Below are 24,838 nucleotides of genomic sequence, written 5' to 3'. Positions count from 1 at the left end.
TTTCTCATTTAAGTAACGCTATCAGAAGTGTGATAGCACACATTAGTAGTAAGACATCAGCTTGCAGCGAGAGAGGCGACTCTGCTTGCTGGTTACGGTTGAGTCTTGACTACTCTTTTTCAGCAAGATATGGATCATCAAATCCCATCTCTTGCATAATTTCAGTTTCGAGTGACTCCATCTCTTCGGCTTCGTCATCTTCGATATGATCATAACCTAGCAGATGCAGACTACCATGTACAACCATATGCGCCCAGTGAGCCATTAAAGGCTTGTTTTGCTCGATGGCTTCACGTTCTACAACCTGACGGCAGATGATTAAATCGCCAAGTAGGTCGATATCCATTCCTGGTGGCGCTTCGAAAGGAAAAGACAGCACATTAGTCGGTTTGTCTTTTCCACGGTAGTCGCTATTGAGCTGCTGGCTCTCTTGCTCGTCAACAATTCGAACGGTCACTTCAGCTTGAGGCTGAAACTTGGTAACGGATGAGCTTAACCAAAGTTGAAAATCTTCAGTGTTTGGTAAGCCGCTTTCATCTTCGACAGCTAATTGTAGATCAAGTTCGATTGTCATCACTGTTTGCTCTCTGTTGTCACTTCAGGTTGAGGTGCAGCTGCAACTTGGGCTTCAATAAGTTTTGCTTCACGCTCTTCGCGGCGACGTTTCTCGTATTCTTTGCGCTCTTTTTGGTCTTGAGCTTCCCATTTCTCGTAGGCATTAACAATGCGTGCCACAACGGGGTGACGAACGACGTCGTCAGATTGGAAAAAGTTAAAGCTGATTTCCTCGACGTCGCTTAAAACTTCAATGGCATGGCGCAGACCAGACTTGGCACCACGAGGTAAGTCGATCTGAGTAATATCGCCAGTGATCACCGCTCGAGAGTTGAAGCCGATACGAGTGAGGAACATTTTCATCTGTTCTACAGTGGTGTTCTGGCTTTCATCGAGAATAATAAACGCATCATTTAAAGTTCGACCACGCATATAGGCAAGTGGGGCGACTTCGATAACGTTTCGTTCAATCAGTTTTTCAACCTTTTCGAATCCGAGCATTTCGAATAGAGCATCGTAAAGTGGACGAAGGTAAGGGTCGACTTTCTGGCTGAGATCTCCCGGAAGGAAACCGAGCTTTTCACCCGCTTCGACAGCAGGTCGAGTCAGCAGGATTCGACGAATTTCTTGTCGCTCTAGCGCATCAACGGCTGCGGCAACAGCAAGATAGGTTTTACCCGTACCCGCTGGACCAACGCCAAATGAAATATCATGAGTGACCATATTGACCAGATACTGTCCCTGATTTGGAGTACGAGGTTTGATCACCCCTTTCTTGGTCTTAATGAACACTTCTTTGCCATGTTCAATACTGGATTCTACATTTTGCTCTAGAACACCAGTCTCTTTGATCGCTAAGTGGATCTCATCAGGTTCGATATCGGGAATGTTGCCGCGGACTGGCGCAGTATTAACATACAGTGTTTTGATGATTTCCAAGGCGGCCGCGGAAGTATGTGGTTTACCAACGATGGTAAAGAAGTTGCCACGGTAGCTGATTTCAACACCTAGGCGGCGTTCAAGATGTTTAATGTTGTCGTCGAAAGGACCACAAAGACTGGCTAAACGGCGGTTGTCAGAAGGTTCTAGATTGATTTCTAGCGTAACGATTTTCGTGCTCAAAGTTGCCTCTCATATTTGACCATTGCCATGAAGCCCGATTTAGACCGGGCTTCGAATGGTTACGATACCTATTTCTAAGATGGTCACTTAGAGAGGTATTTTCAAGCTTCTAGTAGCGAAGAGTCGTAATTAAGGTGTAAATGTTGCTACACCTAACTCATCTTCACGCTTGGTTTTCGCCATCATTTGAGTCGGTGAAATGACTGTACGCAGATCCATGTCTTTCTCTGTACGCACTAGCTCACCACGAAGAGAGTTAGCGAATACGTCAGTGATCTTAACATCAACAAATTGACCGATAAGATCCGCACCACCTTCAAAGTTAACCACTCGGTTGTTCTCTGTACGAGCACGTAACTCCATTAGGTTCTTCTTAGAAGGACCTTCAACAAGAACACGTTGCTCAGTACCAAGCATTAAGCGAGAGTAACGCATTGCTTGAGCATTAATGGTTTGCTGTAGTTCATATAGACGCTCTTTCTTCTCTTGCTCTGGAACATCACATGGATAGTCCGCCGCAGGCGTACCTGGGCGTGGTGAGAAGATAAAGCTGAAGCTCATATCAAAATCAACGTCTTTAATTAACTTCATTGTATCTTGATGATCTTTTGCCGTTTCGCCTGGGAAACCAACAATAAAGTCTGAGCTGATTTGAATGTCAGGACGCGCTTTACGTAGCTTACGGATGATTGACTTGTACTCAATCGCCGTGTGTGGACGTTTCATCATCGTAAGAATACGGTCGCTACCGCTCTGCACTGGTAGGTGCAAGAAACTTACTAGCTCTGGTGTGTCCTCGTATACCGCAATGATGTCATCAGTAAACTCTAGTGGGTGACTAGTAGTAAAGCGGATACGGTCAATACCATCAATCGATGCGACAAGACGAAGCAGTTCAGCAAATGAGCAGATTTCACCATCGTGCATCGGACCACGGTAAGCGTTAACGTTTTGACCCAGTAGGTTAACTTCACGCACGCCTTGGTCAGCCAATTGAGCAATTTCAAACAGAACATCATCCATTGGACGGCTAACTTCTTCGCCACGAGTGTATGGCACTACACAGTAAGTACAGTATTTAGAACAGCCTTCCATGATTGAAACGAAAGCAGTTGCGCCTTCTGCACGTGGTTCTGGAAGACGGTCAAACTTTTCAATCTCAGGGAATGAAATGTCCATCACCGGTGCTTCATCCAGTTGAGACTGTTTAATCATCTCTGGTAAGCGGTGAAGTGTTTGAGGACCAAAAATTACGTCTACAAATGGTGCACGTTCGCGAATGTGGTCGCCTTCCTGTGTTGCTACACAGCCACCAACACCAATCACAACACCTGGCTTTTTGTCTTTTAGGGTTTTCCAACGACCTAGCTGGTGGAATACCTTCTCTTGCGCTTTTTCGCGGATAGAACAGGTATTAAGTAATAACACGTCTGCTTCTTCTGGTTCTTCTGTCAGCTCATAGCCGTTAGCCGCGTTCAGTAGATCCGCCATTTTAGACGAATCGTATTCATTCATCTGGCAGCCCCAGGTTTTAATTAGCAGTTTTTTACTCATGTTGTTCGCTCGATCGTTAGTTTAAATTAAGGGAGCAAATCGCCCAATATTTCCAGTGAGTCACTCGCATCTACATGCTTGGGTGACCTTATTTTAGCCGCCATCTCGGCGGTAAGCCGCGTATTGTACTGCTTTAAAAACCTACTGACTAGTGTTGGTGCAAAAACAGTTAAACCCTATATTGCGCAAGGGGTTTGCCCTGATAGTGGGTAAGGTTTTTCGTTACATTTTGGTAATGAAAACGTACAATAAAAAACAGTCAATTTATCAAGTAATTGAAGTGCAAAATATGAGCAGATTTGATGTCGCAGTTATCGGTGGTGGTATGGTTGGAGCTGCAGTTGCAGTGGGCTTCGCTAAACAGGGGCGGAAGGTAGTTGTTGTCGAAGGCACAGCACCTGAAGAGTTCTCCCCTGAGCAACCTATGGATATACGTGTTTCTGCGATATCACAGCATTCGGTCGATATTTTGAGTGAGCTTGGGGCTTGGCATACGACATCACAAATGCGCGTGTGTCCATACCGCCGTTTAGAGACGTGGGAGCATCCTGAGTGCCGAACCCGTTTTCATTGCGACGAACTTGGTATGGATCGTCTGGGTTATATTGTTGAAAATCGCCTGATTCAGCTTGGATTGTGGGCTCAGTTCTCCCACTACTCGAATATTAGTTTACGCTGTCCAGATACCTTATCTGATATTGAGTTTGGTGAAGTATCGAAAGTGACTCTCAGCTCGGGAGAAGAACTGGTGGTTGATTTGGTGGTTGGCGCTGATGGAGCGAATTCAAAGGTTCGTGATCTAGCGGGGATAGGGGTTACCGCGTGGGATTACCGCCAGCACTGTATGCTAATCAACGTAAAAACTGAGATCGAACAGCAAGATATTACGTGGCAACAGTTCACCCCATCAGGCCCTCGTTCCTTTTTGCCATTATGTGGCAATCAAGGTTCACTGGTTTGGTATGATTCACCAAAGCGCATCAGGCAGTTATGTGCGATGACGCCAGCACAACTTCGAGAAGAAGTATTGGCTTACTTTCCTGCGGAATTGGGCGATATCGAAGTGCTTCAATACGGTTCGTTTCCGTTAACGCGCCGTCATGCTCAACGCTATTCTGCATTAGGCTGTGTGTTAGTCGGTGATTCTGCACATACTATCAATCCATTAGCTGGACAGGGTGTGAATCTTGGATTTAAAGATGTCGAAGCGCTGCTGACGGCCACTCAAAATCACGAGGTATTAACTCAATCCTTACTTGTGCAATATGAACGTAATAGGCGTTATGACAACTTGCTAATGCAATCCGGGATGGATTTTTTCTATAAGGGTTTCAGCAATGATTTTGCGCCGCTTAAACTGTTAAGAAATGCGGCACTTAAGGTCGCTGAGAATGCAGGACCTCTGAAAACTCAAGTGCTGAAATATGCCTTGGGGTTGAAGTAACAAGATAAGCAAAAAAAACGCAGCCATCGGCTGCGTTTTTTAATATCTAGCTAAGTAAAAATTACTTAGTTACACGTAGAACTGGAGTTTCACCAACAGTTACAGAACCAGAAAGCTTGTTCAGCTCTTTGATTTCGTCCATGTTAGAGATAACAACTGGAGTAAGAGTAGACTTTGCTTTCTCTTCAAGTAGTGCTAGATCGAACTCAATGATAGTGTCGCCAGCTTTCACTGCTTGACCTTCTTCAGCGATACGCTTGAAGCCTTCACCTTTCAGCTCAACAGTGTCGATACCGAAGTGAACAAATAGCTCTACACCATCGTCAGATTCGATAGAGAACGCGTGGTTCGTTTCGAAGATCTTACCGATAGTACCGTTTACAGGAGCTACCATTTTGTTACCAGCAGGTTTGATAGCAATACCATCACCAACGATTTTTTCAGCAAAAACAACATCTGGCACATCTTCGATGTTTACGATTTCACCAGATAGAGGTGCGATGATTTCGATTGCACCAGCGTCAGCGCTGTCGTCAGATACTAGCTTCTTAAGTTTGTCAAACAGACCCATTGTGTCATGCTCCTAACGTTTTCATTTAATTCTGTCGAATTATAGTATACCAATATAGAGAGATAGACGACTTTTTTTACCGTCTATCTCATTGGAATTAGTTGGTTATTGAGTTTTCTCAGCGATGAATTTCTCAACAACTGCTTCGATCTCAGCTGCAGTTGGTAGAGATAGAGCTTCTTCCGCCATCGCTTTCACTTCAGCGAAGTTAGAGTTACGAATAACTTTCTTCACTTTAGGAATAGAGATACCGCTCATAGAGAACTCATCTAAGCCCATGCCTAGTAGAAGTAGCGTAGCGCGCTCATCGCCCGCAAGCTCACCACACATACCAGTCCACTTACCTTCAGCGTGAGATGCATCGATAACTTGCTTGATCACGGTTAGTACAGCTGGAGACAGTGGGTTGTATAGGTGAGAAATCATCTCGTTACCACGGTCAACGGCTAGCGTGTATTGAGTTAGGTCGTTAGTACCGATAGAGAAGAAAGCCACTTCTTTTGCTAGGTGGTGTGCAATCGCTGCTGCTGCTGGTGTTTCAACCATGACACCGATTTCGATGTTTTCGTCGAATGCAAGACCTTCTGCACGTAGTTCAGCTTTGTACTCTTCGATAGCGTTTTTCAGTTCACGGATTTCTTCAACAGAGATAATCATTGGGAACATGATGCGCAGTTTACCGTGCGCAGATGCGCGTAGGATACCACGTAGCTGATCACGTAGGATTTCACGACGATCTAAGCTGATACGCACTGCACGCCAGCCTAGGAACGGGTTCATCTCTTGAGGAAGATCCATGTACGGCAGATCTTTATCGCCACCGATATCCATAGTACGGATGATCACTGACTCACCGTTCATAGCTTCAGCGACTTCTTTGTAAGCTTCGTATTGCTCATCTTCCGTTGGTAGGGCATCACGGTCCATAAATAGGAATTCAGTACGGTACAGACCTACGCCTTCACCACCGTTACGGATGATACCGTCACAGTCTTTAACAGTACCGATGTTACCGCAAACTTCTACACGGTGACCGTCTAGAGTCTCTGCGTGTAGATCTTTCAGTTTAGCCAGCTCTTCTTTCTCTGCGATGAAAGCGGCCTTAACTGCTTTTGCTTCTTCTAGCTCAGCTTCTGATGGGTTGATAACGATCTTGTTGTTCATCGCATCAAGAATCAGCATATCGCCGTTCTTAACGCGCGATGTGATGTCGTTAGTACCAACGATCGCTGGAAGTTCAAGAGAACGAGCCATGATAGATGTATGAGAAGTACGACCACCGATGTCACAAGCGAAACCAAGAACGTAGTCTAGGTTGATTTGCGCAGTTTCAGATGGTGTTAGGTCGTAAGCGACTAGGATCACTTGTTCGTTAATATCGCTTAGCGAAACAATGTTGATGCCTAGAGCATTTTTAACAAAACGAGAGCCGATATCACGGATATCAGTTGCTCGCTCTTTTAGATATTCGTCGTCTAGAGATTCTAGCGCCGATGCTTGCTCTTCGATAACCGTGTAGATCGCGTTATCAGCGTGCATCTTGTCATTTTTAATCAGTGCTAGGATTTCTTCCTCTAGCTCTTCGTCTTCAAGAAGCATGATATGACCTTCAAAGATCGCTTCTTTCTCTTCACCGAAGGTTTCAAGTGCTTTCTGCTTAACAGTTTCTAACTGAGCAGATGATTTGTTGCGAGCGTCATAGAAACGCGCAACTTCTGCTTCAACTTGATCATCAGAAATGGTGTTTGTGTTTAGGACAATTTCATCTTCTTGAAGTAGTAGTGCTTTACCGATAGCAATACCAGGAGATGCTAGGATGCCTGAAATCATAGCCTTACCTTAAATTGGTCAACTTTAAAACGGGAGATAATGAGTGCGCTAACGAATAGTTGTAGCTTATATTTTGGCCTATTTCCAACAAAGCCATTTTGCGTTGGCAAAATGGCTTTGAAAATAGGAGACCGAATTAGTGTAGTTGATCCATTAGAGCAACTAGGTGGTCAACAGCTTGTTGAGCTTGTGGGCCCTCAGCTGAGATAGAAACTACTGTACCTTTAACTAGGCCAAGAGTTTGTAGCTTGAAAAGGCTCTTCGCGCTAGCGCTTTTGCCGTTAGAAGTCACAGTGATGTCCGCGTCGAATGCTTTAGCTTCTTTAACGAACTGTGCAGCTGGACGAGTGTGAAGGCCGTTTTCTGCAGTGATTTCTACTTGCTTCTCGTACATGTTATATACCCCAATTGATTTATATTTTGATAGTTTCTTAACCAGAATCAGCTTAACTCCAATTATAGTATTCCGCTAGTTGCAGAACGTTCAATTCGTGTCATAAGTGATACTGGTTGTAAATTTAACAATTGCGCTTTCAATCTTTGCTGTCATTCGCAATTGAGATGAATTCTTATCTGGCTTTTATTTTGAAGCTAGAAATAAAACAGTCCTGATATTACCAAAGGTGAGGCAGGGATCAACAAAAAAGCCCCTGAATGGGGCTTTTTTAGACGAAAAATTGATTTCGACACATATTACTGTTGGTTCTCTTTCTCAGTAAAGATGCCAGCAAATAGGGCAGTGCTCAAGTAACGTTCACCTGAACTTGGTAGGATAGTAACGATAGTTTTTCCTTCAAATTCAGGAAGTTCTGCAAGGCGGTTGGCTGCAACCACTGCCGCGCCAGAAGAGATACCCGCTAGGATACCTTCCTCTTCCATTAGGCGACGAGCCATCGCAATCGCTTCATCAGAAGTCACGGCTTCAACACGGTCAATTATCTCTAAATCGAGGTTTCCTGGAATGAAACCAGCACCGATACCCTGAATTTTGTGTGGTGCAGGCTGGATTTCGTCACCCGCTAGCGCTTGAGCGATAACTGGAGATTCAGCTGGCTCTACCGCGACAGAGACAATGTTCTTGCCTTTTTCGCCCTTAATGTAACGGCTCGTACCTGTGATAGTACCGCCAGTACCAACACCCGCAACGAATACGTCAATTTGACCGTCAGTGGCATCCCAAATCTCAGGTCCGGTTGTTTTTTCGTGAACCTGCGGGTTTGCTGGGTTGTTGAATTGCTGAAGAAGCAAGTACTTATCAGGATTGCTAGCAACAATTTCTTCTGCTTTAGCAATTGCCCCTTTCATCCCTTTTGCTGCTTCAGTCAGTTCTAAGTTTGCACCTAGAGCTTTTAGCAACTTACGGCGTTCTAGACTCATTGACTCAGGCATTGTAAGAGTCAGCTTGTAACCACGAGCTGCTGCAACGAAGGCTAGAGCAATACCAGTGTTACCACTCGTTGGTTCAACAAGCTCTACGCCTGGTTTAAGAGTACCAGCCTTTTCTGCTTCCCAAATCATGTTTGCACCGATACGACATTTAACGCTGAAGCTCGGGTTGCGTGCTTCGATTTTCGCTAACACCTTACCGTTACTTACTTTGTTTAGGCGTACTAGAGGAGTGTTACCAATAGTTTGAGAATTGTCTTCGTAGATTTTGCTCATGGTGTGATCCTTCATCTTTGTTTCAGTCTGCTTAATAGTTATCAAACAGAAGTATGTATGGAGATAATTTATTGGGTAGAGATTAGGACAGCTTGAAAAATGAGAAAAGGATTAAATAGTTATATGATATGAAAGGGTGAGAGGAAGGAGCGGGCTTCGCCCTAAAGAACGCTTCGCCCTAAAGAACGCTTCGCTCCGAGAGCGGACTTCTTGCTGAGAGAATGTAGATCGGGCTCCGCCCAGCGAGAGGTGTGGGCGGAGAGTGAGTTGATAGAACCTTTATTGTTAAGGATGTTGACAGGACTCGTGCCTTCAGAGAGATCACCTCTCGCCTCTATTTCTTGAACTCCGATACCCACATTGAGGTCGCACCACATACAGCGACAGGCATCACGACAAGGTTTAAGATAGGAATCGTCGTAAATACCGACACCAGTGCGCCAAAGCTATATGCCTTCCCTTGTTTTTGTTTCAAATTGTAACGCATCTCGTTAAAGGAGACTTTGTGATTGTCAAACGGGTAGTCACAATACTGAATCGCTAAAATCCAAGCTGTAAATATAAACCAGAGTATTGGGCCCATTGTTTGGCCTAGAGCTGGGATGAGCAGGAGCAAAAATAAACCAATTGCCTTTGGCAGGACATAGACCAACTTGCGCCATTCTCGCGCAAGGATCCTTGGTGTATCTTTCACTACCGCCAGCATTCCATCGTCATTAACTTTTTGTCCAGTGAGGTAAACTTCTACTTTTTCAGCCAGCAGCCCATTAAAGGGAGCGGCGATGAAGTTTGCTAGAGTACTAAAAAAGTATGAAAACGTAGCCAGTATAGTTAACACAAGCAAAGGCCATAAAAGGTAGCTCAACCAAGAAAGAAACTCTGGCAATTGCCCTAGCAACTGCTCAATCCACATATCTAGGTGAGAGAAAAGATAAAATAGGGCACCACCGACCAGTAGGACATTGGCCAACAGAGGTAAAACAACAAACTGGCGAATGCCAGGAGTGAGCGCCAATTCCAAGCCATGAAAGAAATAGCCAAATCCAGAACGCTGTCGAATATGTGTATTCATAGTGATTTTTAGTGGTTTAAAAACGAACGTATTCTATCTTATCAAGAAAAAAGCGTGTTCAAAATCACAACATTATCAGAACTTCTAACATTAAGTTGTTCTAAAACGGGCCAGAGTTTTGGTAGAGTAACTTAGATATAGGTTTAAACAGATTCAATCTAAGCAATGTTATCGCATTGTCTTATTGAACAAATGAGAGCTAAACATGCAGGAACTGCGATTTGTACTCATAATTGTTGGAGCATTAGCGATTGCCGCTCTTTTGTTCCATGGTTTATGGACAAGTAAAAAAGAAGGTAAGACCAAGTTTGGAAGTAAGCCACTTGGTAAGTTAGATGTCGAAAATGAAGAGTCGGACGTAGTACCTGAACGAGCCTTTGCTCCAGAAGACGATTTCGAGATTATCAAAAAAGAGCGTAAAGAGCCGGGATTTGTTGCGCAGGAAGAAGTGATAGCGGATCCGTTGATTGATAGTTATCAAGATCTTGAGCAAGCAGAGCCTGTGCAACCTGCTAAGAGAGAAGACGAGCTAGAGCTGGAGGTACCATCCATTTCAACTCAAGTGTTGGATGAGATTGAACCGATTGGCGACACGAGCATCGAAATAGCTGCCGAGTCTGAAGCTTTGGAAGTTAAAGAAGCAGACCGTGTTGAAGAAGCACCATTAGAAGTGATTGTGCTTAATGTGCACTGCTCGGGTGATGAGCCTTTTATTGGCACTAAACTGTTTGAAAGTATGCAGCAGAATGGCCTAATTTACGGTGAGATGGATATTTTCCACCGACATGCCGATCTTTCTGGGACTGGAAAAGTGTTATTTAGCGTTGCCAATATGATGCAGCCAGGGACGTTGCAGCATGATGATCCTGCAGAGTTTTCTACAAAAGGCATCTCGTTCTTTATGACACTACCATGTTACGGTGACCCAGATCCAAACTTCAAACTGATGCTAAAAACGGCACAGCAAATTGCTGACGATCTTGGTGCGAATGTACTCGACGATGCGAGAAACTTAATGACGCCAAATCGTATCGATGCTTACAAAGCTCAAATCCAAAAGTTTAAGGCCGCCGCTACAGCGTAGTGGTGTTACCACGAACCCCAATTTAAAGGCTCCTAAATGGAGCCTTTATTATTTTTGATTACAGCTTGAGGCTATTGATAACTTGTACTGGCATGGTCATACTTCATGGCAACTAAATTGCCGTACTGCATATCAATGCGGTCTGTAATTCAAACTAGATAAAAATCAGAGTTAGTTATGTCGCAACAGATTCAAGAAAAACTAAACCAGTTACGTGAAAGCCTGCATTATCACGGTGTAAAGTATTACGTAGAGGATAGTCCCGAAATTCCAGATGCCGAGTATGATCGCTTGATGCGCGAGCTGATGGACATTGAGGCCCAGCATCCTGACCTAGTAACACTTGACTCTCCAAGCCAGCGTGTTGGCGGTGCTCCATTAGATGGCTTTGATTCTGTCAGCCATGAGATCCCAATGCTATCTCTCGACAACGCGTTCGATGATGGCGAACTTGACGCGTTTAACAAGCGTATGTCTGATCGACTCACTGGTACTCAGATAGACACATTTTGTTGTGAGCCTAAGCTTGATGGCCTTGCGGTAAGCCTTCTCTACGTGAATGGTCTATTTGTTCAAGCGGCAACTCGCGGTGATGGTGCCACAGGAGAAAACATCACGGAAAATGTGCGCACGATTAAAGCGATCCCTTTGAAGTTGCAAGGAGAAGGCTGGCCGGAGCGACTTGAGGTGCGTGGTGAAGTGTTTATGCCTAAAGAAGGTTTTGCCAAGCTCAATGAACAGGCACTAAAAAAAGGTGACAAAGTCTTTGTCAATCCTCGCAATGCCGCAGCGGGTAGTTTACGTCAGCTTGATTCTCGCATTACGGCTAAGCGCCCGTTGAGCTTTTATGCCTACAGCGTGGGCGTGGTAGAGGGGACATCATTATCAGAAAGTCATTACGAGCGATTTCTCCAATTAAAAGGCTGGGGGCTGCCGATGTGTCCAGAAACTCGACGGGTAGCAAATCTCGATCAAGTTAAGGATTACTATCGCGATATTCTCAATCGCCGAGATCAACTGCCGTATGAAATTGATGGCGTTGTAATCAAAGTGGATAATATTGCTATCCAAGAGCAACTAGGCTTCGTCGCTAGAGCTCCACGCTGGGCCATTGCTTACAAGTTTCCTGCGCAAGAAGAAATTACTCTTTTAAATGATGTTGAGTTCCAAGTTGGACGCACTGGCGCCATTACGCCAGTAGCAAAACTAGAACCTGTCTTTGTCGGTGGTGTTACGGTCAGCAATGCCACTTTGCATAATGCGGATGAAATCGCTCGTCTAGGCGTAAAAATTGGTGATAGTGTTGTCATTCGCCGAGCTGGCGATGTTATTCCACAGATTGTCTCAATTGTTTTAGACCGCCGTCCGCAAAACGCTCAAGAGATCGTGTTTCCAACTCTTTGTCCAGTATGTGGCTCCGCTGTTGAGCGTGTCGAAGGTGAAGCTGTTGCTCGCTGTAGCGGCGGCTTAGTGTGTCAGGCTCAACGTAAGGAAGCACTTAAACACTTCGTATCAAGAAAGGCGCTTGATGTCGATGGTTTAGGTGAAAAGGTCATCGAGCAACTTGTGGATCGCGAGATGGTCGAAACTCCTGCTGATCTGTTTAAACTTTCTGCTGGTGTGATAACCGTGCTCGATCGAATGGGGCCCAAATCGGCGCAAAATGTCGTGGATGCGTTATCTAAAGCCAAAGCCACCACCTTGCCTCGATTCCTATATTCGTTGGGGATTCGTGAAGTAGGTGAGGCAACGGCGGCAAACCTAGCTCAACATTTCAAATCATTGGAAGCGGTGCAATCGGCGAGTCATGAAGAACTTATCGAAGTTCAAGATATTGGTGGTATTGTTGCGAGTCATATCACGGCTTTTTTTGCTCAGGATAAAAACAAACTGGTGATAGATGAACTGCGTGCTCAAGGTGTTCATTGGCCAGATATTGAAGCGAAAGACTCAAGTGCCCCTCAACCTTTGGCTGGCAAGATAGTTGTATTAACTGGTTCGTTGTCGCAGCTAACGCGAACGGATGCAAAAGCCGCCTTAGAGGGGCTTGGCGCAAAAGTGACCGGTAGTGTGTCTAAGAAAACGGATATTCTTTTTGCTGGCGACAACGCCGGCTCTAAGCTCGCGAAGGCGCAGGAACTGGGTGTGGAAATTCGCACAGAAGCAGACTTAATTGCCTTAATGTAACACTGAAAAAAATGATGAAAGCCACCGTTATGGTGGCTTTTTTTTTGTTTGTAATTAATAGGACTTTTTTGTCTAGGTTGGGCGTGTTTTTGCGTCTGTGAAGCGGGTCAATAAAATTGAAATTTATCTTCTTTTGACAAAAAAATGCGATGCACTTCAATGTGATTTTTGACTTTTTTATATGTAAGTGTCTGTTTTTTATATTTTAATTTGTTTTTTGATTAACGGTGTATGCTTATTGTCGATCTAGATCACTCGTTTGATAAAACTTTGTAGCTGGTCATATTTTTTTATATGAAAATTAAGTTCTGATTGATGTTTTTTGCTGCGAAGTTAGTCTGTAGCCATGGATACACGGTGTGTATGCAGGAAATAGAGGGCTAACAATTAATGACTAACTTGCAGCTCTCAGATAGGAAATGATTTCTCCCTTCGGCGGCCAACTTAAGGTGAGAAAAAATAAGACAGCTATATCCATTTTTAGGAGTTTTTCCATGGACAAAATGTTTAAACGTACTCTTCTTGGTGCAGCAGTAGCTACTGCTGCAATGTCAGGTTCGGCAAATGCAGCTATCGAGCTAGCTGGCAAAGCAGTTCAGTTTTACGGTCAGGCAGCAGGTAACATCACTCTAATTGACGCTAATAGCACACAAAGTGTAGGTGCAGAAATCGAATCACGTATCGGTTTCCGTGGTGTGGTTGAGTTTGATGATATTGCACCAAACTTTATTTGGCAGATGGAAGGTGGTAACGCGAACAACAGCGACAAAACTGGTGGTCTAGGTGCTCGTGATACTTACCTTGGTCTAGAGTTTGATGGCGTTGGTCAAATCAAATACGGCCGTCAGCTAGTCGCTGCATACAACTATGTTGACTGGCCACACTCTAACCCTGGTCTAGGTAACGTATTTGACTGGAACAATGATATCAATGGTGGATATCAAGATCGTGCTGACAGTGTTATCCGTTTTGACTCTGCAACTTGGAATGGCTTTAACTTCCAAGCGACATTAAGTGGCATGACTAAAGATACAGACCAAATGGTTTCAAGCTTTGGTACCTCTTTCACTAAAGAGATGTTCAGCATCCACGCAGGTTACTATCACCAAGGTTCTTACCAAGCTGGTGTTGATGAACCAGAAAAGTTCACTGTTAACGATCAAGACCAACTTGTTGTCAATCCGAAGTGGGTTGAGTGGAGCAACGCTGGTGGTGCTAACCAGAAAGAAACGGTTGAAAGTCGCAACTATGCTATTATTGGTGGTTCACTATTCCTAGGTGATGTTACATTAACTGGTGCGTATAAGCGTATGGAAGTAGGTAGCGTTGATCAAAGTGCTTACTCTGCGACAGCTCAGTATGTACTTGATAGCAAATACGTATTTAAAGCGGGTTATGCAGCAACAAATGACGCTAAAGGTATTGAGAATAGTGGTGACCAAGCAATTACAGCTCGCTTTGGTTACTTATTACCAAGCTCATACTGGTACGTAGATTCTCGTAACTACAAGCTGAATACTTCAGACAACAAGTACAATGGCGATTGGGGTCACCGTATCCTAGTAGGTATGGAATACTACTTCTAAGTTAAAGACTTTTAACCATACCCAATCAAGAGCATTCTTTTTAAGAATGCTCTTTTCACTCAAGGAGATAGATAAATGAAGGTAATAAGAAGTTTGGTTGTTGTTGGTGCTATGATTGCTTCATTTGCTCCACGAGCGGAGGTAAGTGTTGATTTTCATTCTGACATCTCACCACTGTTAGTTGGCGGAGATCCTGTGGGATACTCTTTTTTTGCCAAGTCTTCATACATGCTTCCAGATGGTAATAATCAAATCGTACTAAGGGTGTCGAAACTAGTTGAAAAATTAGGTGAAAAAGAAAAGTTTAATTCTAAGGCCTTTGTTTTAACTTTTGATCAAACTGATCAAGAACTATTTATTGAACCAAACGCTAAAATTGTGCGAGTAGAACAAGCGCAAGAGTTTGACGAAGCGCCTAAGTTCTCTGTGAAAAATGCGCAAAATGAAGAGATAGAGTTTGAATTGGCGGAATTGCCAAACTTGGGTGGTCTGACCCGAGACTATGAAAAAGAACTTGCTAAATTTAACAAAAAACATCATCCAAGTTTAGCCGTCGCATCAACCGCCTCGGCGGTTAGTACTACAGAAGTTGGCAATACATCTACCCTTGAATTAGTCTCAGAGAGCTCTGAGCCGAATATGTTCGAATACTGGCTCAAACAAGCTAGCGCAGAGGATATCGATCAGTTTGCACAAATTGCATTTGAGGGTCGTAAGCAAGCTTCAATCTCGATTCCTGAAGGCGAGAGTCAAGCTCTGCAAATGCTAGGTTACTGGTACAACAAAGCTAGCGTCGAACAAAGAAAACAGATCCTATCTCATCTTATTTCTCTATAAAGTAACTACTCTTAGGATAAGAGATAACTTTGTGTTAAGAACAACGCTATCAGCCAGTTAAATCTATTTTATGGCTGATAGTGATGTTGTGTTCTTCTAGAATATTAAATTGGTTTAATGGTTAAGATAATTCCTTTTACTTGCGTTATTTGTACCATTTTACCGGCATTAATAGATGAATCTGATTGAGCACTCCAAGTCGTATCACCGACTTTTACTCGACCTTTACCCGCAGGGAAATCTTCATCGAGGACAAAAGTTTGACCCACTAACTGCTTACTTTTTTGATTGAGTTCGCGGTTGTCATCGGATGCGCGATCTGATTTAAATTGCCTGCGCCACCATAGCCATGTGGTTACCAAGGAAAATACGCCAAACGAGACCCACTGCAACTGCCAACTCATGGGTATCAAAGTCAGCAGAGCCCCAACCACCATTGCGGACAGGCCTAACCAAAGTAAGTAGCCAGCGGTGCCGAGCAGTTCAAAAGCGAGCAGCACAAGCCCCAAGGCCAGCCAATGCCAGTAGTTAACAGTTTCAAGTAATTCCAGCAATTGAACCTCTATTTGTCTGTAGGTTTGTTGTGATTAAACATTTCAGCGATACCAGCGATCGAACCCATCAAGCCAGCGGCTTCGAGAGGCAACATGATAATCTTGCCGTTTTCTGCCTGACCAATTGATTTTAACGCCTCGGTATAACCTTGAGCAATGAAGTAATTGACGGCTTGCATGTCTCCTTTGGCGATCGCTTCAGAAACCATTGTGGTCGCACGAGCCTCCGCTTCGGCAGCACGCTCACGAGCTTCTGCTTGAAGTATAGCGGCTTGTTTGTCGCCTTCAGCTTTAAGAATCTCAGATTGTTTATGACCTTCTGCACGCAAGATTTCTGCTTGTCGAACCCCTTCAGCTTCAAGTACTTCAGCGCGTTTGTTACGCTCTGCTTTCATTTGCGCGTTCATCGCTGCGGTTAAATCGGCGGGTGGTTGTACGTCTTTGATTTCAATACGGGTTACTTTTACACCCCAAGGATTGGTTGCTTCATCAACGATTGCCAGTAACTTGGTGTTGATCATGTCGCGCTGGCTAAGCATCTCATCGAGTTCCATTGAGCCTAGCACCGTACGGATGTTTGTTAGGGTTAAATTACGAATGGCATGTTCGAGGTCGTTAACTTCATAGGCAGCCTGCGAGGCATCAATGACTTGAACGAAACAAACGGCATCAATAGTGACATTGGCGTTATCTTTGGAGATGACCTCTTGTGCGGGGATATCCAACACTCGTTCCATCATGTTGATTTTATGTCCAACTTGATCGATTAACGGAATGATTAAGTTAAGACCTGGCTTTAGGGTATGTGTATAACGTCCAAAGCGCTCAACCGTCCAGTTATTGCCTTGAGGGACAGTTTTTACTCCTGCCACCACTAAGGCAATGGCGACGATGATGAAGACGCCAATAGTAATCAATGAATCAATAGCCATATTAGAGTTCCTTATGAGAGTCGTTTTATAATTGTTGCTTAATTGAACGACTGAAACAATGGCATAAGTGAGACCTAAAGGCGAGTTTTGACAAAATAAAAGCCGGAATGACCGGCTTTAAGTTTATGATTTAGAAGGCACTAATATAGCATTGAATACAATTGTCGGCGGTATTTACTGGCGATTGCATTTCCCTGTCCCAAAGCAGCAAGAATATCCATAAATGATTTTTTAATTTCGCCATCAAGGGCATTCAGGTTGCCCTTTAGTGCTGACATTAACAATTCAAGCGCCTCTTCATCTCTGTTCACCTGATGGTAGCTGAGCGCGAGTTCGTTGGTGAGCTTTAAATCGTTTGGATCTGCTTCTAATGCTTGTTCCAGCAACTGGATCTCAGGGCTATTTGCAGCTTGGGCTTGCAGGTCGAGTTTGGCAATTAAGCCTTTGTAGTAGTTGTCTTGGTATTCAAGGGGGATGTGGTCAAGCAGCGCTCTGGCTTGCTGGTAATCTTTTCCTTCAATGTAGCAATCTGCAAGAGCCAACTTAACGTCGCCTTTTTGTTGAATCGCTGCATCCAATGATTCTAATAGCGGTAGCGCTTGTGCATGGTTACCTGTTTGGATCCACTCAAATGCTTGTTGTAGGTTGCGTTCGTCTTGGCTTGGCAGGTGTTTAGTCAGCATCTCTTGGATTGCTGAAATCGGCTGAGGGCCGCCCAGTCCATCAACGGGTTGACCATTCATAAACAGTGCAATCGTAGGCAAGGCTTGAACGCCAAACTGACTTGCAATCATCTGTTCTTGCTCACAGTTAAGCAGTGCCAGAGTAAATGCGCCGTTATATTGTTGGGCAAGTGTTTGCAGTTCAGGTATCACTTGTGAACTCTCTTGGCTCATTGGCGCCCAGAAGTGAATAAGCACAGGTGTTTGCATCGATTCTTCAAGTACTTGGCGGAAGTTCTGCTCATTGAGCTCAACAATAAATGGTGATTGCATGTAAGGTTTCCTTGCAACATGGTCTGTATAGACAAGATATGGGCGTGACAGGCTGAGTTCAAGTTAACGAGTTGAAATATCTCGTGACGAAAACAAGAACACCGCCTAGTGTAGGCGGTGTTCATATTTCCCAAACGGGCAAGCGAAGGGGGTCTATAAAACGATAAACAACGTTAGTGCAACTCCCACACTCAGCCAGTTTAACTGTATTAAAGACATTGAGTTATTCCGAATAATGTAGCATTGGCAAAATCTGTATAAGGGTTTCCCCAAGCTTCAATATAGTGTCTCAATGTTACGAAATCATGACAACCGCGTTAGTTATTTTACGCGGCATGCCACAATATTTTATCCAACAGCCGAGTGGGCAGAATCCGTTTGAGGACGGCAAAAACTTTAGTCGGGGTAGTAATCCGATAACGAATCTTTGGTTTGTTTGATTCAAGGGCATGGATGAGAGGACCAACACATGCGTCAGTTGGTAAGACAAAAGCATTGTTTGAACTTTGGCTATCAAGCCGAGACATTTGTTGCTGATATTGCTCGTGATGGACACTTGATTCAATGGTAATCCAGCGCTGGAATGCCTTTAAGGCATTGGCTCGAAATTGAGTTTCGATAGGGCCGGGTTCAATAAGACTGATATGAATGTTACTGCCTTTGAGTTCTAAACGTAATGTATCACTCCAACCTTCAAGTGCGAATTTAGAGGAGTTGTAAGCACCTCGGTACTTCATGGCTGCAAATCCGAGCACGGAGCTGTTCTGAATGATTCTTCCTGAGCCTTGGCGGCGCATTGTGGGTAAGATTTCACACACTAGCTGATGCCAACCGAAAAAGTTACTCTCGAATTGTTCACGTAACCCGTCAGTAGGTAGATCTTCCAGCGCTCCCGGTTGACCATACGCACCATTATTGAATAACGCGTCGAGCTTCCCATCGGTTAGCTCGAGAGTTTGTTTGACGGCGAGCTTGATGCTGTTGCTGTCATTGAGATCAAGTTGCAGACAAGTCAGTCCCTCGGAGCGTAACCTATCAACGTCAGCTTGTTTACGACAAGAGGCGATGACTTGATAACCACGCTTGTGTAAGGCATGGGCGCATGTATACCCGATGCCTGTTGAGCAACCGGTAATGAGAATGGATTTTTGCATTTCAAGTAATTAGTTGAGCGATAGTGAATTTTAGAGTACTGGATTACTCTTGGTGTTGTAACAGATTTTTTAGCGCTGGCTCAATACGTGAATAGCTAAAATGAAAACCCAGCTCAGTCAACTTTTTAGGTTTGGCTCGAATACTGTCAAACAACAACACGGAGCTTTCACCCATCGCTAAGGACATCAACCATTTAGGTGTTCGTAATAGGTGAGGGCGCTTTAAGGTTTTGGCTAGAGTCTGACTAAACAGCTTGTTTGTCACCGGGTGTGGTGCACAGAAGTTAAACTCACCGTGTGCGTGAGGGGTTTCGAGTAAATAGATGATTCCTCTCACCATGTCTAGCATATGAATCCAAGGAATATACTGGCGTCCACTCCCTAGAGGACCACCTAAACCAAATCGATAGGGTGGTAGCATCTTAAGCAGTGCACCGCCTTGCGGGGATAGTACGACACCAGTGCGAAGAATACAGACACGCGTCATTTCGGAACGCGCGCGATTGGCTATTTGTTCCCACTTGCTACACACATGGTGAGGAAATCCACGATCGGAGACGTGCAAAGACTCATCGAAAGGGTGTTCTTGCTGATCGCCGTAATAGCCCACCGCAGAACCGCTGATCAATACGTCAGGGGGATTTGTGCTGGCATGAATCAATTCAACTAAATGCTCTGTTAATGACCAGCGACTGTCACAAATAATGTCTTTCTGCGTTTTACTCCAACGTTTATCCGCGATAGGTTCACCGGCTAAGTTAATTACCGCATCAAAATCGTTGAGATGTTGAAAGCGATCTAAGGTCGTTACGTAGGTCACGTTGCCCATATCGGTGTGGCTGAGTCTCTCTTTTGCCCTTTTGGGGTCGCGAGTAAGCAGTACAATCTCATGGGTGGTTAAGTGTTTGAGGAGTTCTCGGCCAATAAAACCTGTCCCACCTGTGAGCAGTACCTTCATTCCTTATCCTTTTATGATTCATGGCAACCTAAATTAGGTTTTACCATAGACAACTATTGTTACTAATTATAGCGACTTAGCATGAAAAGTGATCACATGTATCAATATCACAATTTTAACATTTTGTTACCTTTCTATTCCTCTACGTAGGGGCAGTCACAGCCGAAGTCGTATTTGTTTGCCATGCTAATAAGTAGGGATATAGCACCGACGGGCAGGAGGTTATGTGCAGGCAATGATAGCGTTAGCTAAGGCGCTACTTGGAAGTCTCAGGGATTTAATGCCTATTGTGGTTGTAATTGCTTTCTTTCAACTGGTGGTATTACAGGAACCCTTACCGAACTTAGTTTCAATCCTATTTGGCTTAGTGCTGGTGGTGTTCGGTCTGACCTTCTTCATCTTTGGTTTGGAAATGGGGCTCTTTCCTATAGGGGAGACGATGGCTCAGGCATTTGCTCGCAAAGGCAGTGTATTTTGGTTGCTGGCTTTCGCTTTTTGTTTAGGTTTTGGTACTACCGTCGCAGAGCCTGCACTTACCGCTGTTGCTGATGAAGCCGCAGAAGTGGCTGCTGAAGGAGGTATGATTGCCCACCAAGAGCAAGCGATGGAAGATTACGCGAATGGATTGCGTTACACCGTTGCGCTTTCTGTCGGTATCGCGATTTTACTTGGTGTACTTCGAATTCTGAAAGGTTGGCCGATTCAATATATGATCATCGGTGGTTACATTGGAGTCGTGGTTCTGACTATGTTTGCGCCTCAAAGCATTATTGGCGTTGCCTACGACTCTGGCGGTGTGACCACTTCTACGATTACTGTACCTTTGGTTACGGCTTTAGGGGTTGGGCTTGCATCAGCGATTAAAGGACGCAATCCGATGATTGATGGATTCGGTTTAATTGCGTTTGCATCGCTACTTCCCATGATGTTCGTGATGGTCTACGGAATGGTGATCGCATGATCGAATGGTCCCACTTTATTGACGTTTTCATCGGTACCATCAGTGATGTAGTACCGATTGCGACGATTATATTTGGTTTTCAGTTTGCGGTATTGAGACGACCAGTTAACAACTTGCCTAAGGTCATTTTGGGCTTCTTCTATGTCATTCTTGGATTGTCGCTGTTTCTTATCGGCCTTGATTTTGCCTTATTCCCGCTGGGTGAAACCATGGCAACCCAGCTAACTGAGCCAAATTTTATTGCTGAGTTTCGTGTTTCGGTTGGCGAGAAAATTGAGTGGTTCGACTACTACTGGGTCTATTTGTTCGCATTCTTTATCGGCTTTAGCACGACCATAGCCGAACCCTCTTTAATCGCGGTGGCTATAAAAGCCAATCAGGTCTCGGGGGGCAGTATTAGCGTCAACGGTTTGAGAATTGCTGTTGCGCTAGGGGTTGCATTTGGTATTGCGTTGGGAAGCTATCGCATTGTTGTTGGAGACCCAATTCACTATTACATCATTGCTGGTTACGTCATTGTCGTTATCCAAACCTTCTACGCACCCCAATTAATCATTCCCCTCGCCTACGATTCAGGCGGGGTGACGACATCCACGGTTACCGTTCCTTTAGTGGCAGCGTTAGGGTTAGGGCTTGCTTCAACCGTACCGGGACGAAGTCCAATGATAGATGGGTTTGGACTAATTGCTTTTGCTAGTTTATTTCCGATGATCTCGGTGATGGGATACGCACAAATCACTCAGTGGCTCAACAAAGGTACTGAGCAGGAGGACAAAGAAAATGCGCTTTAAATTACTCGTTGCATTTGTTGAAGATAGTAAAACAGATGTTGTGCTGGACGCCGCTCGAAAGGCTGGGGCAACAGGGGCGACAGTGATAAATAATGCTCGTGGTGAAGGGCTTAACCAGAAAAGAACCTTTTTTGGTCTGACTCTGGATGTCCAAAAGGACGTACTACTTTTTGTCGTCGAGGAACACTTATCAAGACACATCTTGGAGACGATTAATGAGGTGGGGGAGTTTGATCAGGAGTCCGGACAGGGGATTGCGATTCAGATCGATATTGAAGATGCGGTGGGTGTCGCCCATCAGGTCGAGAAACTAACAAAAGTTGTGGAGGATGAGATATGACAGAGCATGTGAAAGTCAGAGTGCGTGATGTAATGACTAGCAACTATGTCATTGTGGATGGCTTAACTACCGTTAAAGAGGGTATTCAACTAGCGCGCAGCCATGAAGTGAAAGCGCTGGTGGTCGACAAACGTAACGATGAAGATGAGTACGGCGTAGTGTTGATGAATGACATAGCCAAGAAGGTGCTCGCTCAGAATCGTTCTCCAGAACGAACCAATATTTACGAAATCATGACCAAACCCGCGTTGTCTGTTTCTCCTGACATGAATGTGAAGTATTGCGCTCGCTTGTTTGAACGTTTTGGTATCAGCCGTGCTCCCGTTATTGAACAAGGCAAAGTGGTTGGTATGGTCAGCTACAATAACATAGTGATAAACGGAATGGTTAGAGATGACTAATTGGGTCTCAGGGAGTAGAATCTGCAGCGTATTTTTGAGGAGATGATGTCGTGAAACTCTTTTTTGCCTCTGACCTGCATGGTTCTTTGCCTGCAACCGAACTTGTCTTGGATGCGTTTGAGCAATCTGGTGCGCAAACCTTATTTTTGCTGGGGGACACGTTAAATCATGGTCCCCGCAACCCTGTACCAGAAGGATATAACCCACAGCAAGTGAGTGAACGGCTTAATCAGTATGCTAAGCAAATCATTGCTGTTCGCGGAAATTGTGATAGTGAAGTGGATCAGATGCTGCTTTCGTTTCCCATGATGATGGATTACGCCTGGGTTATGTTGGAAAGCGGTCAACGCCTATTTGTAACGCATGGTCACCTATACAACGCTGCTAATCGACCGCCACTAAAGGTTGGAGATGTGATTGTTCACGGGCACAGCCATATTCCGGCTGCTGAGTTAGATGGCGATCAGTATATCTTTAATCCTGGTTCTGCAACCTTTCCTCGGCAAGGTTACGCAGCAAGCTATGGCATGCTTGACGACTCTCAGTTGAAAGTCATGACATTTGACAATCAAGTGATGATGCAAACAACGATAGCGCCACGTTAATGGCGCAGTTGATGTTAGTTGAACGTCGTTACTTAGAATCAGAATGACCAAGATCGCGCTCAGGGTCGATCAGATCCCTGACGCGTTGTTTAAGCACTTTAGCTTCCGGAAAACCGCCATCGCGCTTACGTTCCCAAATCATCTTTCCATTGCAGTGGATCTCAAATCGCCCGCCTGTATCAGGGTGAAGAGTGAGTGACTCAATCTCTTCACTAAAGGTATGCAGTAACTCCTGACTGAGCCAAGTTGAACGGAGCATCCAGTTACACTGACGACAGTAGTAGATATTAATATTGGCTTTTTGCATGGTCCTTCCCTCTAGATAATTAATTTAATGCCGACAGCAAAGGTAAGCAGCTCGAAACACTGCTTGATTGCGTGATTGTTCACACGGGTCGTCAGGTAGGCACCCAGTCCACCACCAATAAACGAGCCTAACAGCAAAGCGGGTAACCAAGGCCAGTAAACGGGAGCTCCAGCGTGAACCATAGCGACACCCCCAATCCCATTCCAGAATAAACCAACACACAACATGGTTAACGCAACGGCTTGTTTATAGCTGTATCCAAACCAACGAACAAGAAAAATGGTCACTAAGAGACCAGAACCCGCGGTCAGCGAACCGTTGATAACGCCGATGACCATCATACCAATTCCACCTAGCGCCCAGCCAAAGTGATGACGGTTGCGTTGGATCTCTTGCTGGCCGAGTTGTGGCTTAAATCGAGAGTAGATTCCTAGAGCGAGTATCATCAGACCAAGAGCGGTTTCCGCGATTTGCTCTGGGATGAGAAGGACAATATTCGCACCGATAATGACGCCTAAGCTACCGACGATAACCAGATATAACGCAACCTTGTAGCTAAAGCTTTTGTGTTTGATATGGGTATAGGCGGCCCCAATGCCGAGCGCAACGCTGGCTATCTTATGGGTTGCTAGAGCAATCGAGAAAGGTAGACCTAAGAATATCAGTAATGGGAACTGAAGTAGTCCAGCGCCTCCGCCAGAGAGTGAGGCGAGAGTGTTAGCAATCAGAGAGCCAACAAATAGGCCAACAGTGTTTGTCCAATCCATGTGATGCTTAGAAAAAAGGGGGCGTCATGCCCCTTTTGTTTTATTGTTTAGTTGGTGAAAAGTACCGTAGAACCGTGACTTAAGCTAGTCAGAAGTAATGTTTTATCATTCACAATATCGATACGGCGACTTTGCTGTGCGTCCATTTTAAACAGCTGAGTAATCAGACTTAGCTGATCTTCGGTAAAGTCTTGACTTTGCGCCGAAGAGACATCTTTAAACTCGGTCGGAGAGACGAGTAAGTAGTTATCGCTGATGTCCCAATGGCCTGTCTCTGAAATGTTGATAATGCTTTCATTTTCAGTGTCGTTACCATAGAGACGTACTGTCGCTACACGAATATAAGTATTGTTTGGCAGATACTTAACGTTAGAGACGACATTCGCTTTACGTAAAGGACCCACTGAGTCATCGGGAATCTTTGCCGCGATAACAGTAACCATTTTTGACTGCCACTCATTTGAAGTTAGCACTTGCTCTACTTTTAGGTCACTTCCCCAGTAAAGCCAACCACTAAATACCGCTGACAGAATAAGTAGGCCTGCTGCAATTTTCTGATTCATCTTGGT

The 24,838-nt window shown here is 44.6% G+C and carries 26 protein-coding genes; 10 read left to right on the top strand and 16 right to left on the bottom strand.

Annotated features, from left to right (window positions below):
- Positions 1-109: 109 nt before the first annotated feature.
- The 3 genes from ybeY to miaB form a co-directional block, all read right to left on the bottom strand.
- Positions 110-574, bottom strand: a complete 465-nt coding sequence (ybeY, locus tag QTN95_RS01475) for an rRNA maturation RNase YbeY (RefSeq protein WP_269378089.1) — start codon at positions 572-574, stop codon at positions 110-112.
- Positions 574-1,677 (bottom strand): PhoH family protein, encoded by a 1,104-nt coding sequence (locus tag QTN95_RS01470; protein ID WP_269378073.1) that lies wholly within the window; start codon positions 1,675-1,677, stop codon positions 574-576. Before QTN95_RS01470 ends, ybeY begins: the two co-directional genes overlap by 1 nt.
- Positions 1,678-1,806: 129 nt before the next feature.
- The gene (gene miaB, locus QTN95_RS01465; RefSeq protein WP_331416080.1) at positions 1,807-3,231 is read right to left on the bottom strand and encodes a tRNA (N6-isopentenyl adenosine(37)-C2)-methylthiotransferase MiaB; all 1,425 of its coding nucleotides are present in this window, start codon (positions 3,229-3,231) and stop codon (positions 1,807-1,809) included.
- Between the two features lie 289 nt (positions 3,232-3,520).
- Here miaB and QTN95_RS01460 point away from each other — a divergent pair, with 289 nt between their 5' ends.
- The gene (locus tag QTN95_RS01460; RefSeq protein WP_138973395.1) at positions 3,521-4,675 is read left to right on the top strand and encodes a 2-octaprenyl-3-methyl-6-methoxy-1,4-benzoquinol hydroxylase; all 1,155 of its coding nucleotides are present in this window, start codon (positions 3,521-3,523) and stop codon (positions 4,673-4,675) included.
- 61 nt (positions 4,676-4,736) lie between these two features.
- Here QTN95_RS01460 and crr read toward each other — a convergent pair whose 3' ends face one another.
- From crr to cysZ, 5 genes are all read right to left on the bottom strand, one after another.
- Positions 4,737-5,246, bottom strand: a complete 510-nt coding sequence (crr, locus tag QTN95_RS01455; protein ID WP_138973394.1) for a PTS glucose transporter subunit IIA — start codon at positions 5,244-5,246, stop codon at positions 4,737-4,739.
- A 105-nt stretch (positions 5,247-5,351) separates the two neighbouring features.
- Entirely contained in the window at positions 5,352-7,076 is a 1,725-nt protein-coding gene (ptsI, locus tag QTN95_RS01450; protein WP_331416079.1) for a phosphoenolpyruvate-protein phosphotransferase PtsI, read from the bottom strand.
- 136 nt (positions 7,077-7,212) lie between these two features.
- The gene (locus QTN95_RS01445) at positions 7,213-7,470 is read right to left on the bottom strand and encodes an HPr family phosphocarrier protein (protein WP_004415108.1); all 258 of its coding nucleotides are present in this window, start codon (positions 7,468-7,470) and stop codon (positions 7,213-7,215) included.
- Between the two features lie 299 nt (positions 7,471-7,769).
- Entirely contained in the window at positions 7,770-8,738 is a 969-nt protein-coding gene (gene cysK / locus QTN95_RS01440) for a cysteine synthase A (protein ID WP_331416078.1), read from the bottom strand.
- A 334-nt stretch (positions 8,739-9,072) separates the two neighbouring features.
- Positions 9,073-9,810 (bottom strand): sulfate transporter CysZ, encoded by a 738-nt coding sequence (gene cysZ / locus QTN95_RS01435; RefSeq protein ID WP_331416077.1) that lies wholly within the window; start codon positions 9,808-9,810, stop codon positions 9,073-9,075.
- A 205-nt stretch (positions 9,811-10,015) separates the two neighbouring features.
- On the opposite strand from cysZ, the gene zipA reads away from it, so the two are divergent.
- The 4 genes from zipA (at position 10,016) to QTN95_RS01415 (ending at position 15,504) form a co-directional block, all read left to right on the top strand.
- A complete protein-coding gene (gene zipA, locus QTN95_RS01430; RefSeq protein WP_138973390.1) occupies positions 10,016-10,894 on the top strand; it encodes a cell division protein ZipA in 879 nt (292 codons plus the stop codon).
- A 177-nt stretch (positions 10,895-11,071) separates the two neighbouring features.
- Positions 11,072-13,081: an NAD-dependent DNA ligase LigA gene (gene ligA, locus QTN95_RS01425; protein WP_331416076.1), complete on the top strand. Its 2,010-nt coding sequence runs from the start codon at positions 11,072-11,074 to the stop codon at positions 13,079-13,081.
- A 494-nt stretch (positions 13,082-13,575) separates the two neighbouring features.
- Positions 13,576-14,667, top strand: a complete 1,092-nt coding sequence (locus QTN95_RS01420; protein WP_331416075.1) for a porin — start codon at positions 13,576-13,578, stop codon at positions 14,665-14,667.
- Between the two features lie 75 nt (positions 14,668-14,742).
- Positions 14,743-15,504 (top strand): YccT family protein, encoded by a 762-nt coding sequence (locus QTN95_RS01415; protein ID WP_331416074.1) that lies wholly within the window; start codon positions 14,743-14,745, stop codon positions 15,502-15,504.
- 104 nt (positions 15,505-15,608) lie between these two features.
- Here the strand turns inward: QTN95_RS01415 and QTN95_RS01410 are convergent, their stop codons facing one another.
- The 5 genes from QTN95_RS01410 to QTN95_RS01390 all read right to left on the bottom strand — a co-directional run bounded on the left by QTN95_RS01410 (position 15,609) and on the right by QTN95_RS01390 (position 20,097).
- On the bottom strand, positions 15,609-16,058 hold the full coding sequence (locus tag QTN95_RS01410) for an NfeD family protein (protein ID WP_331416073.1): 450 nt from the start codon (positions 16,056-16,058) through the stop codon (positions 15,609-15,611).
- A gap of 8 nt (positions 16,059-16,066) precedes the next feature.
- Positions 16,067-16,990, bottom strand: a complete 924-nt coding sequence (locus QTN95_RS01405; RefSeq protein WP_331416072.1) for an SPFH domain-containing protein — start codon at positions 16,988-16,990, stop codon at positions 16,067-16,069.
- Positions 16,991-17,130: 140 nt separating this feature from the next.
- Positions 17,131-17,985 carry a co-chaperone YbbN gene (locus QTN95_RS01400; RefSeq protein WP_138973384.1) on the bottom strand — a complete coding sequence of 285 codons (855 nt, stop codon included), beginning with the start codon at positions 17,983-17,985 and terminating at the stop codon, positions 17,131-17,133.
- Positions 17,986-18,311: 326 nt separating this feature from the next.
- Positions 18,312-19,139, bottom strand: a complete 828-nt coding sequence (locus tag QTN95_RS01395) for an SDR family oxidoreductase (protein WP_331416071.1) — start codon at positions 19,137-19,139, stop codon at positions 18,312-18,314.
- Positions 19,140-19,182: 43 nt separating this feature from the next.
- Positions 19,183-20,097: a TIGR01777 family oxidoreductase gene (locus QTN95_RS01390; RefSeq protein WP_331416070.1), complete on the bottom strand. Its 915-nt coding sequence runs from the start codon at positions 20,095-20,097 to the stop codon at positions 19,183-19,185.
- 226 nt (positions 20,098-20,323) lie between these two features.
- Here QTN95_RS01390 and QTN95_RS01385 point away from each other — a divergent pair, with 226 nt between their 5' ends.
- Genes QTN95_RS01385 through yfcE form a run of 5 tightly spaced genes read left to right on the top strand, consistent with a single transcriptional unit; the run spans position 20,324 to position 23,195 of the window.
- The gene (locus tag QTN95_RS01385; protein WP_138973381.1) at positions 20,324-21,058 is read left to right on the top strand and encodes a DUF1538 domain-containing protein; all 735 of its coding nucleotides are present in this window, start codon (positions 20,324-20,326) and stop codon (positions 21,056-21,058) included.
- Entirely contained in the window at positions 21,055-21,849 is a 795-nt protein-coding gene (locus QTN95_RS01380) for a DUF1538 domain-containing protein (RefSeq protein ID WP_331416069.1), read from the top strand. Before QTN95_RS01385 ends, QTN95_RS01380 begins: the two co-directional genes overlap by 4 nt.
- Positions 21,839-22,189 carry a P-II family nitrogen regulator gene (locus QTN95_RS01375; protein WP_331416068.1) on the top strand — a complete coding sequence of 117 codons (351 nt, stop codon included), beginning with the start codon at positions 21,839-21,841 and terminating at the stop codon, positions 22,187-22,189. Before QTN95_RS01380 ends, QTN95_RS01375 begins: the two co-directional genes overlap by 11 nt.
- Complete coding sequence (locus tag QTN95_RS01370; RefSeq protein WP_331416067.1) at positions 22,186-22,590, top strand: CBS domain-containing protein; 405 nt, start codon at positions 22,186-22,188, stop codon at positions 22,588-22,590. The genes QTN95_RS01375 and QTN95_RS01370 overlap by 4 nt, the downstream gene beginning before the upstream one ends.
- Positions 22,591-22,640: 50 nt before the next feature.
- Positions 22,641-23,195: a phosphodiesterase gene (yfcE, locus tag QTN95_RS01365; RefSeq protein WP_331416066.1), complete on the top strand. Its 555-nt coding sequence runs from the start codon at positions 22,641-22,643 to the stop codon at positions 23,193-23,195.
- A 28-nt stretch (positions 23,196-23,223) separates the two neighbouring features.
- On the opposite strand, the gene QTN95_RS01360 is transcribed toward yfcE, so the two are convergent.
- From QTN95_RS01360 to QTN95_RS01350, 3 genes are read right to left on the bottom strand one after another with little or no spacing between them, the layout of a single operon-like run.
- Positions 23,224-23,502, bottom strand: a complete 279-nt coding sequence (locus tag QTN95_RS01360) for a SelT/SelW/SelH family protein (protein WP_138973376.1) — start codon at positions 23,500-23,502, stop codon at positions 23,224-23,226.
- A gap of 11 nt (positions 23,503-23,513) precedes the next feature.
- A complete protein-coding gene (locus QTN95_RS01355) occupies positions 23,514-24,269 on the bottom strand; it encodes a sulfite exporter TauE/SafE family protein (RefSeq protein ID WP_331416065.1) in 756 nt (251 codons plus the stop codon).
- Between the two features lie 47 nt (positions 24,270-24,316).
- Complete coding sequence (locus QTN95_RS01350) at positions 24,317-24,832, bottom strand: regulatory protein ToxS (RefSeq protein ID WP_331416064.1); 516 nt, start codon at positions 24,830-24,832, stop codon at positions 24,317-24,319.
- Positions 24,833-24,838: the final 6 nt, after the last annotated feature.

The organism is Vibrio sp. M260112, from assembly GCF_036533775.1.
GTDB lineage: Bacteria > Pseudomonadota > Gammaproteobacteria > Enterobacterales > Vibrionaceae > Vibrio.
This window is presented reverse-complemented; position numbering and strand designations above follow the sequence as displayed.

Bases quoted from the DNA above. Each gene is read 5' to 3' on its own strand.
- ybeY (WP_269378089.1), bottom strand. From the start codon at position 574: ATGACAATCGAACTTGATCTACAATTAGCTGTCGAAGATGAAAGCGGC.
- miaB (WP_331416080.1), bottom strand. From the start codon at position 3,231: ATGAGTAAAAAACTGCTAATTAAAACCTGGGGCTGCCAGATGAATGAA.
- QTN95_RS01460 (WP_138973395.1), top strand. From the start codon at position 3,521: ATGAGCAGATTTGATGTCGCAGTTATCGGTGGTGGTATGGTTGGAGCT.
- crr (WP_138973394.1), bottom strand. From the start codon at position 5,246: ATGGGTCTGTTTGACAAACTTAAGAAGCTAGTATCTGACGACAGCGCT.
- ptsI (WP_331416079.1), bottom strand. From the start codon at position 7,076: ATGATTTCAGGCATCCTAGCATCTCCTGGTATTGCTATCGGTAAAGCA.
- QTN95_RS01445 (WP_004415108.1), bottom strand. From the start codon at position 7,470: ATGTACGAGAAGCAAGTAGAAATCACTGCAGAAAACGGCCTTCACACT.
- cysK (WP_331416078.1), bottom strand. From the start codon at position 8,738: ATGAGCAAAATCTACGAAGACAATTCTCAAACTATTGGTAACACTCCT.
- cysZ (WP_331416077.1), bottom strand. From the start codon at position 9,810: ATGAATACACATATTCGACAGCGTTCTGGATTTGGCTATTTCTTTCAT.
- zipA (WP_138973390.1), top strand. From the start codon at position 10,016: ATGCAGGAACTGCGATTTGTACTCATAATTGTTGGAGCATTAGCGATT.
- ligA (WP_331416076.1), top strand. From the start codon at position 11,072: ATGTCGCAACAGATTCAAGAAAAACTAAACCAGTTACGTGAAAGCCTG.
- QTN95_RS01420 (WP_331416075.1), top strand. From the start codon at position 13,576: ATGGACAAAATGTTTAAACGTACTCTTCTTGGTGCAGCAGTAGCTACT.
- QTN95_RS01415 (WP_331416074.1), top strand. From the start codon at position 14,743: ATGAAGGTAATAAGAAGTTTGGTTGTTGTTGGTGCTATGATTGCTTCA.
- QTN95_RS01405 (WP_331416072.1), bottom strand. From the start codon at position 16,990: ATGGCTATTGATTCATTGATTACTATTGGCGTCTTCATCATCGTCGCC.
- QTN95_RS01400 (WP_138973384.1), bottom strand. From the start codon at position 17,985: ATGCAATCACCATTTATTGTTGAGCTCAATGAGCAGAACTTCCGCCAA.
- QTN95_RS01395 (WP_331416071.1), bottom strand. From the start codon at position 19,139: ATGCAAAAATCCATTCTCATTACCGGTTGCTCAACAGGCATCGGGTAT.
- QTN95_RS01390 (WP_331416070.1), bottom strand. From the start codon at position 20,097: ATGAAGGTACTGCTCACAGGTGGGACAGGTTTTATTGGCCGAGAACTC.
- QTN95_RS01380 (WP_331416069.1), top strand. From the start codon at position 21,055: ATGATCGAATGGTCCCACTTTATTGACGTTTTCATCGGTACCATCAGT.
- QTN95_RS01375 (WP_331416068.1), top strand. From the start codon at position 21,839: ATGCGCTTTAAATTACTCGTTGCATTTGTTGAAGATAGTAAAACAGAT.
- QTN95_RS01370 (WP_331416067.1), top strand. From the start codon at position 22,186: ATGACAGAGCATGTGAAAGTCAGAGTGCGTGATGTAATGACTAGCAAC.
- QTN95_RS01360 (WP_138973376.1), bottom strand. From the start codon at position 23,502: ATGCAAAAAGCCAATATTAATATCTACTACTGTCGTCAGTGTAACTGG.
- QTN95_RS01355 (WP_331416065.1), bottom strand. From the start codon at position 24,269: ATGGATTGGACAAACACTGTTGGCCTATTTGTTGGCTCTCTGATTGCT.
- QTN95_RS01350 (WP_331416064.1), bottom strand. From the start codon at position 24,832: ATGAATCAGAAAATTGCAGCAGGCCTACTTATTCTGTCAGCGGTATTT.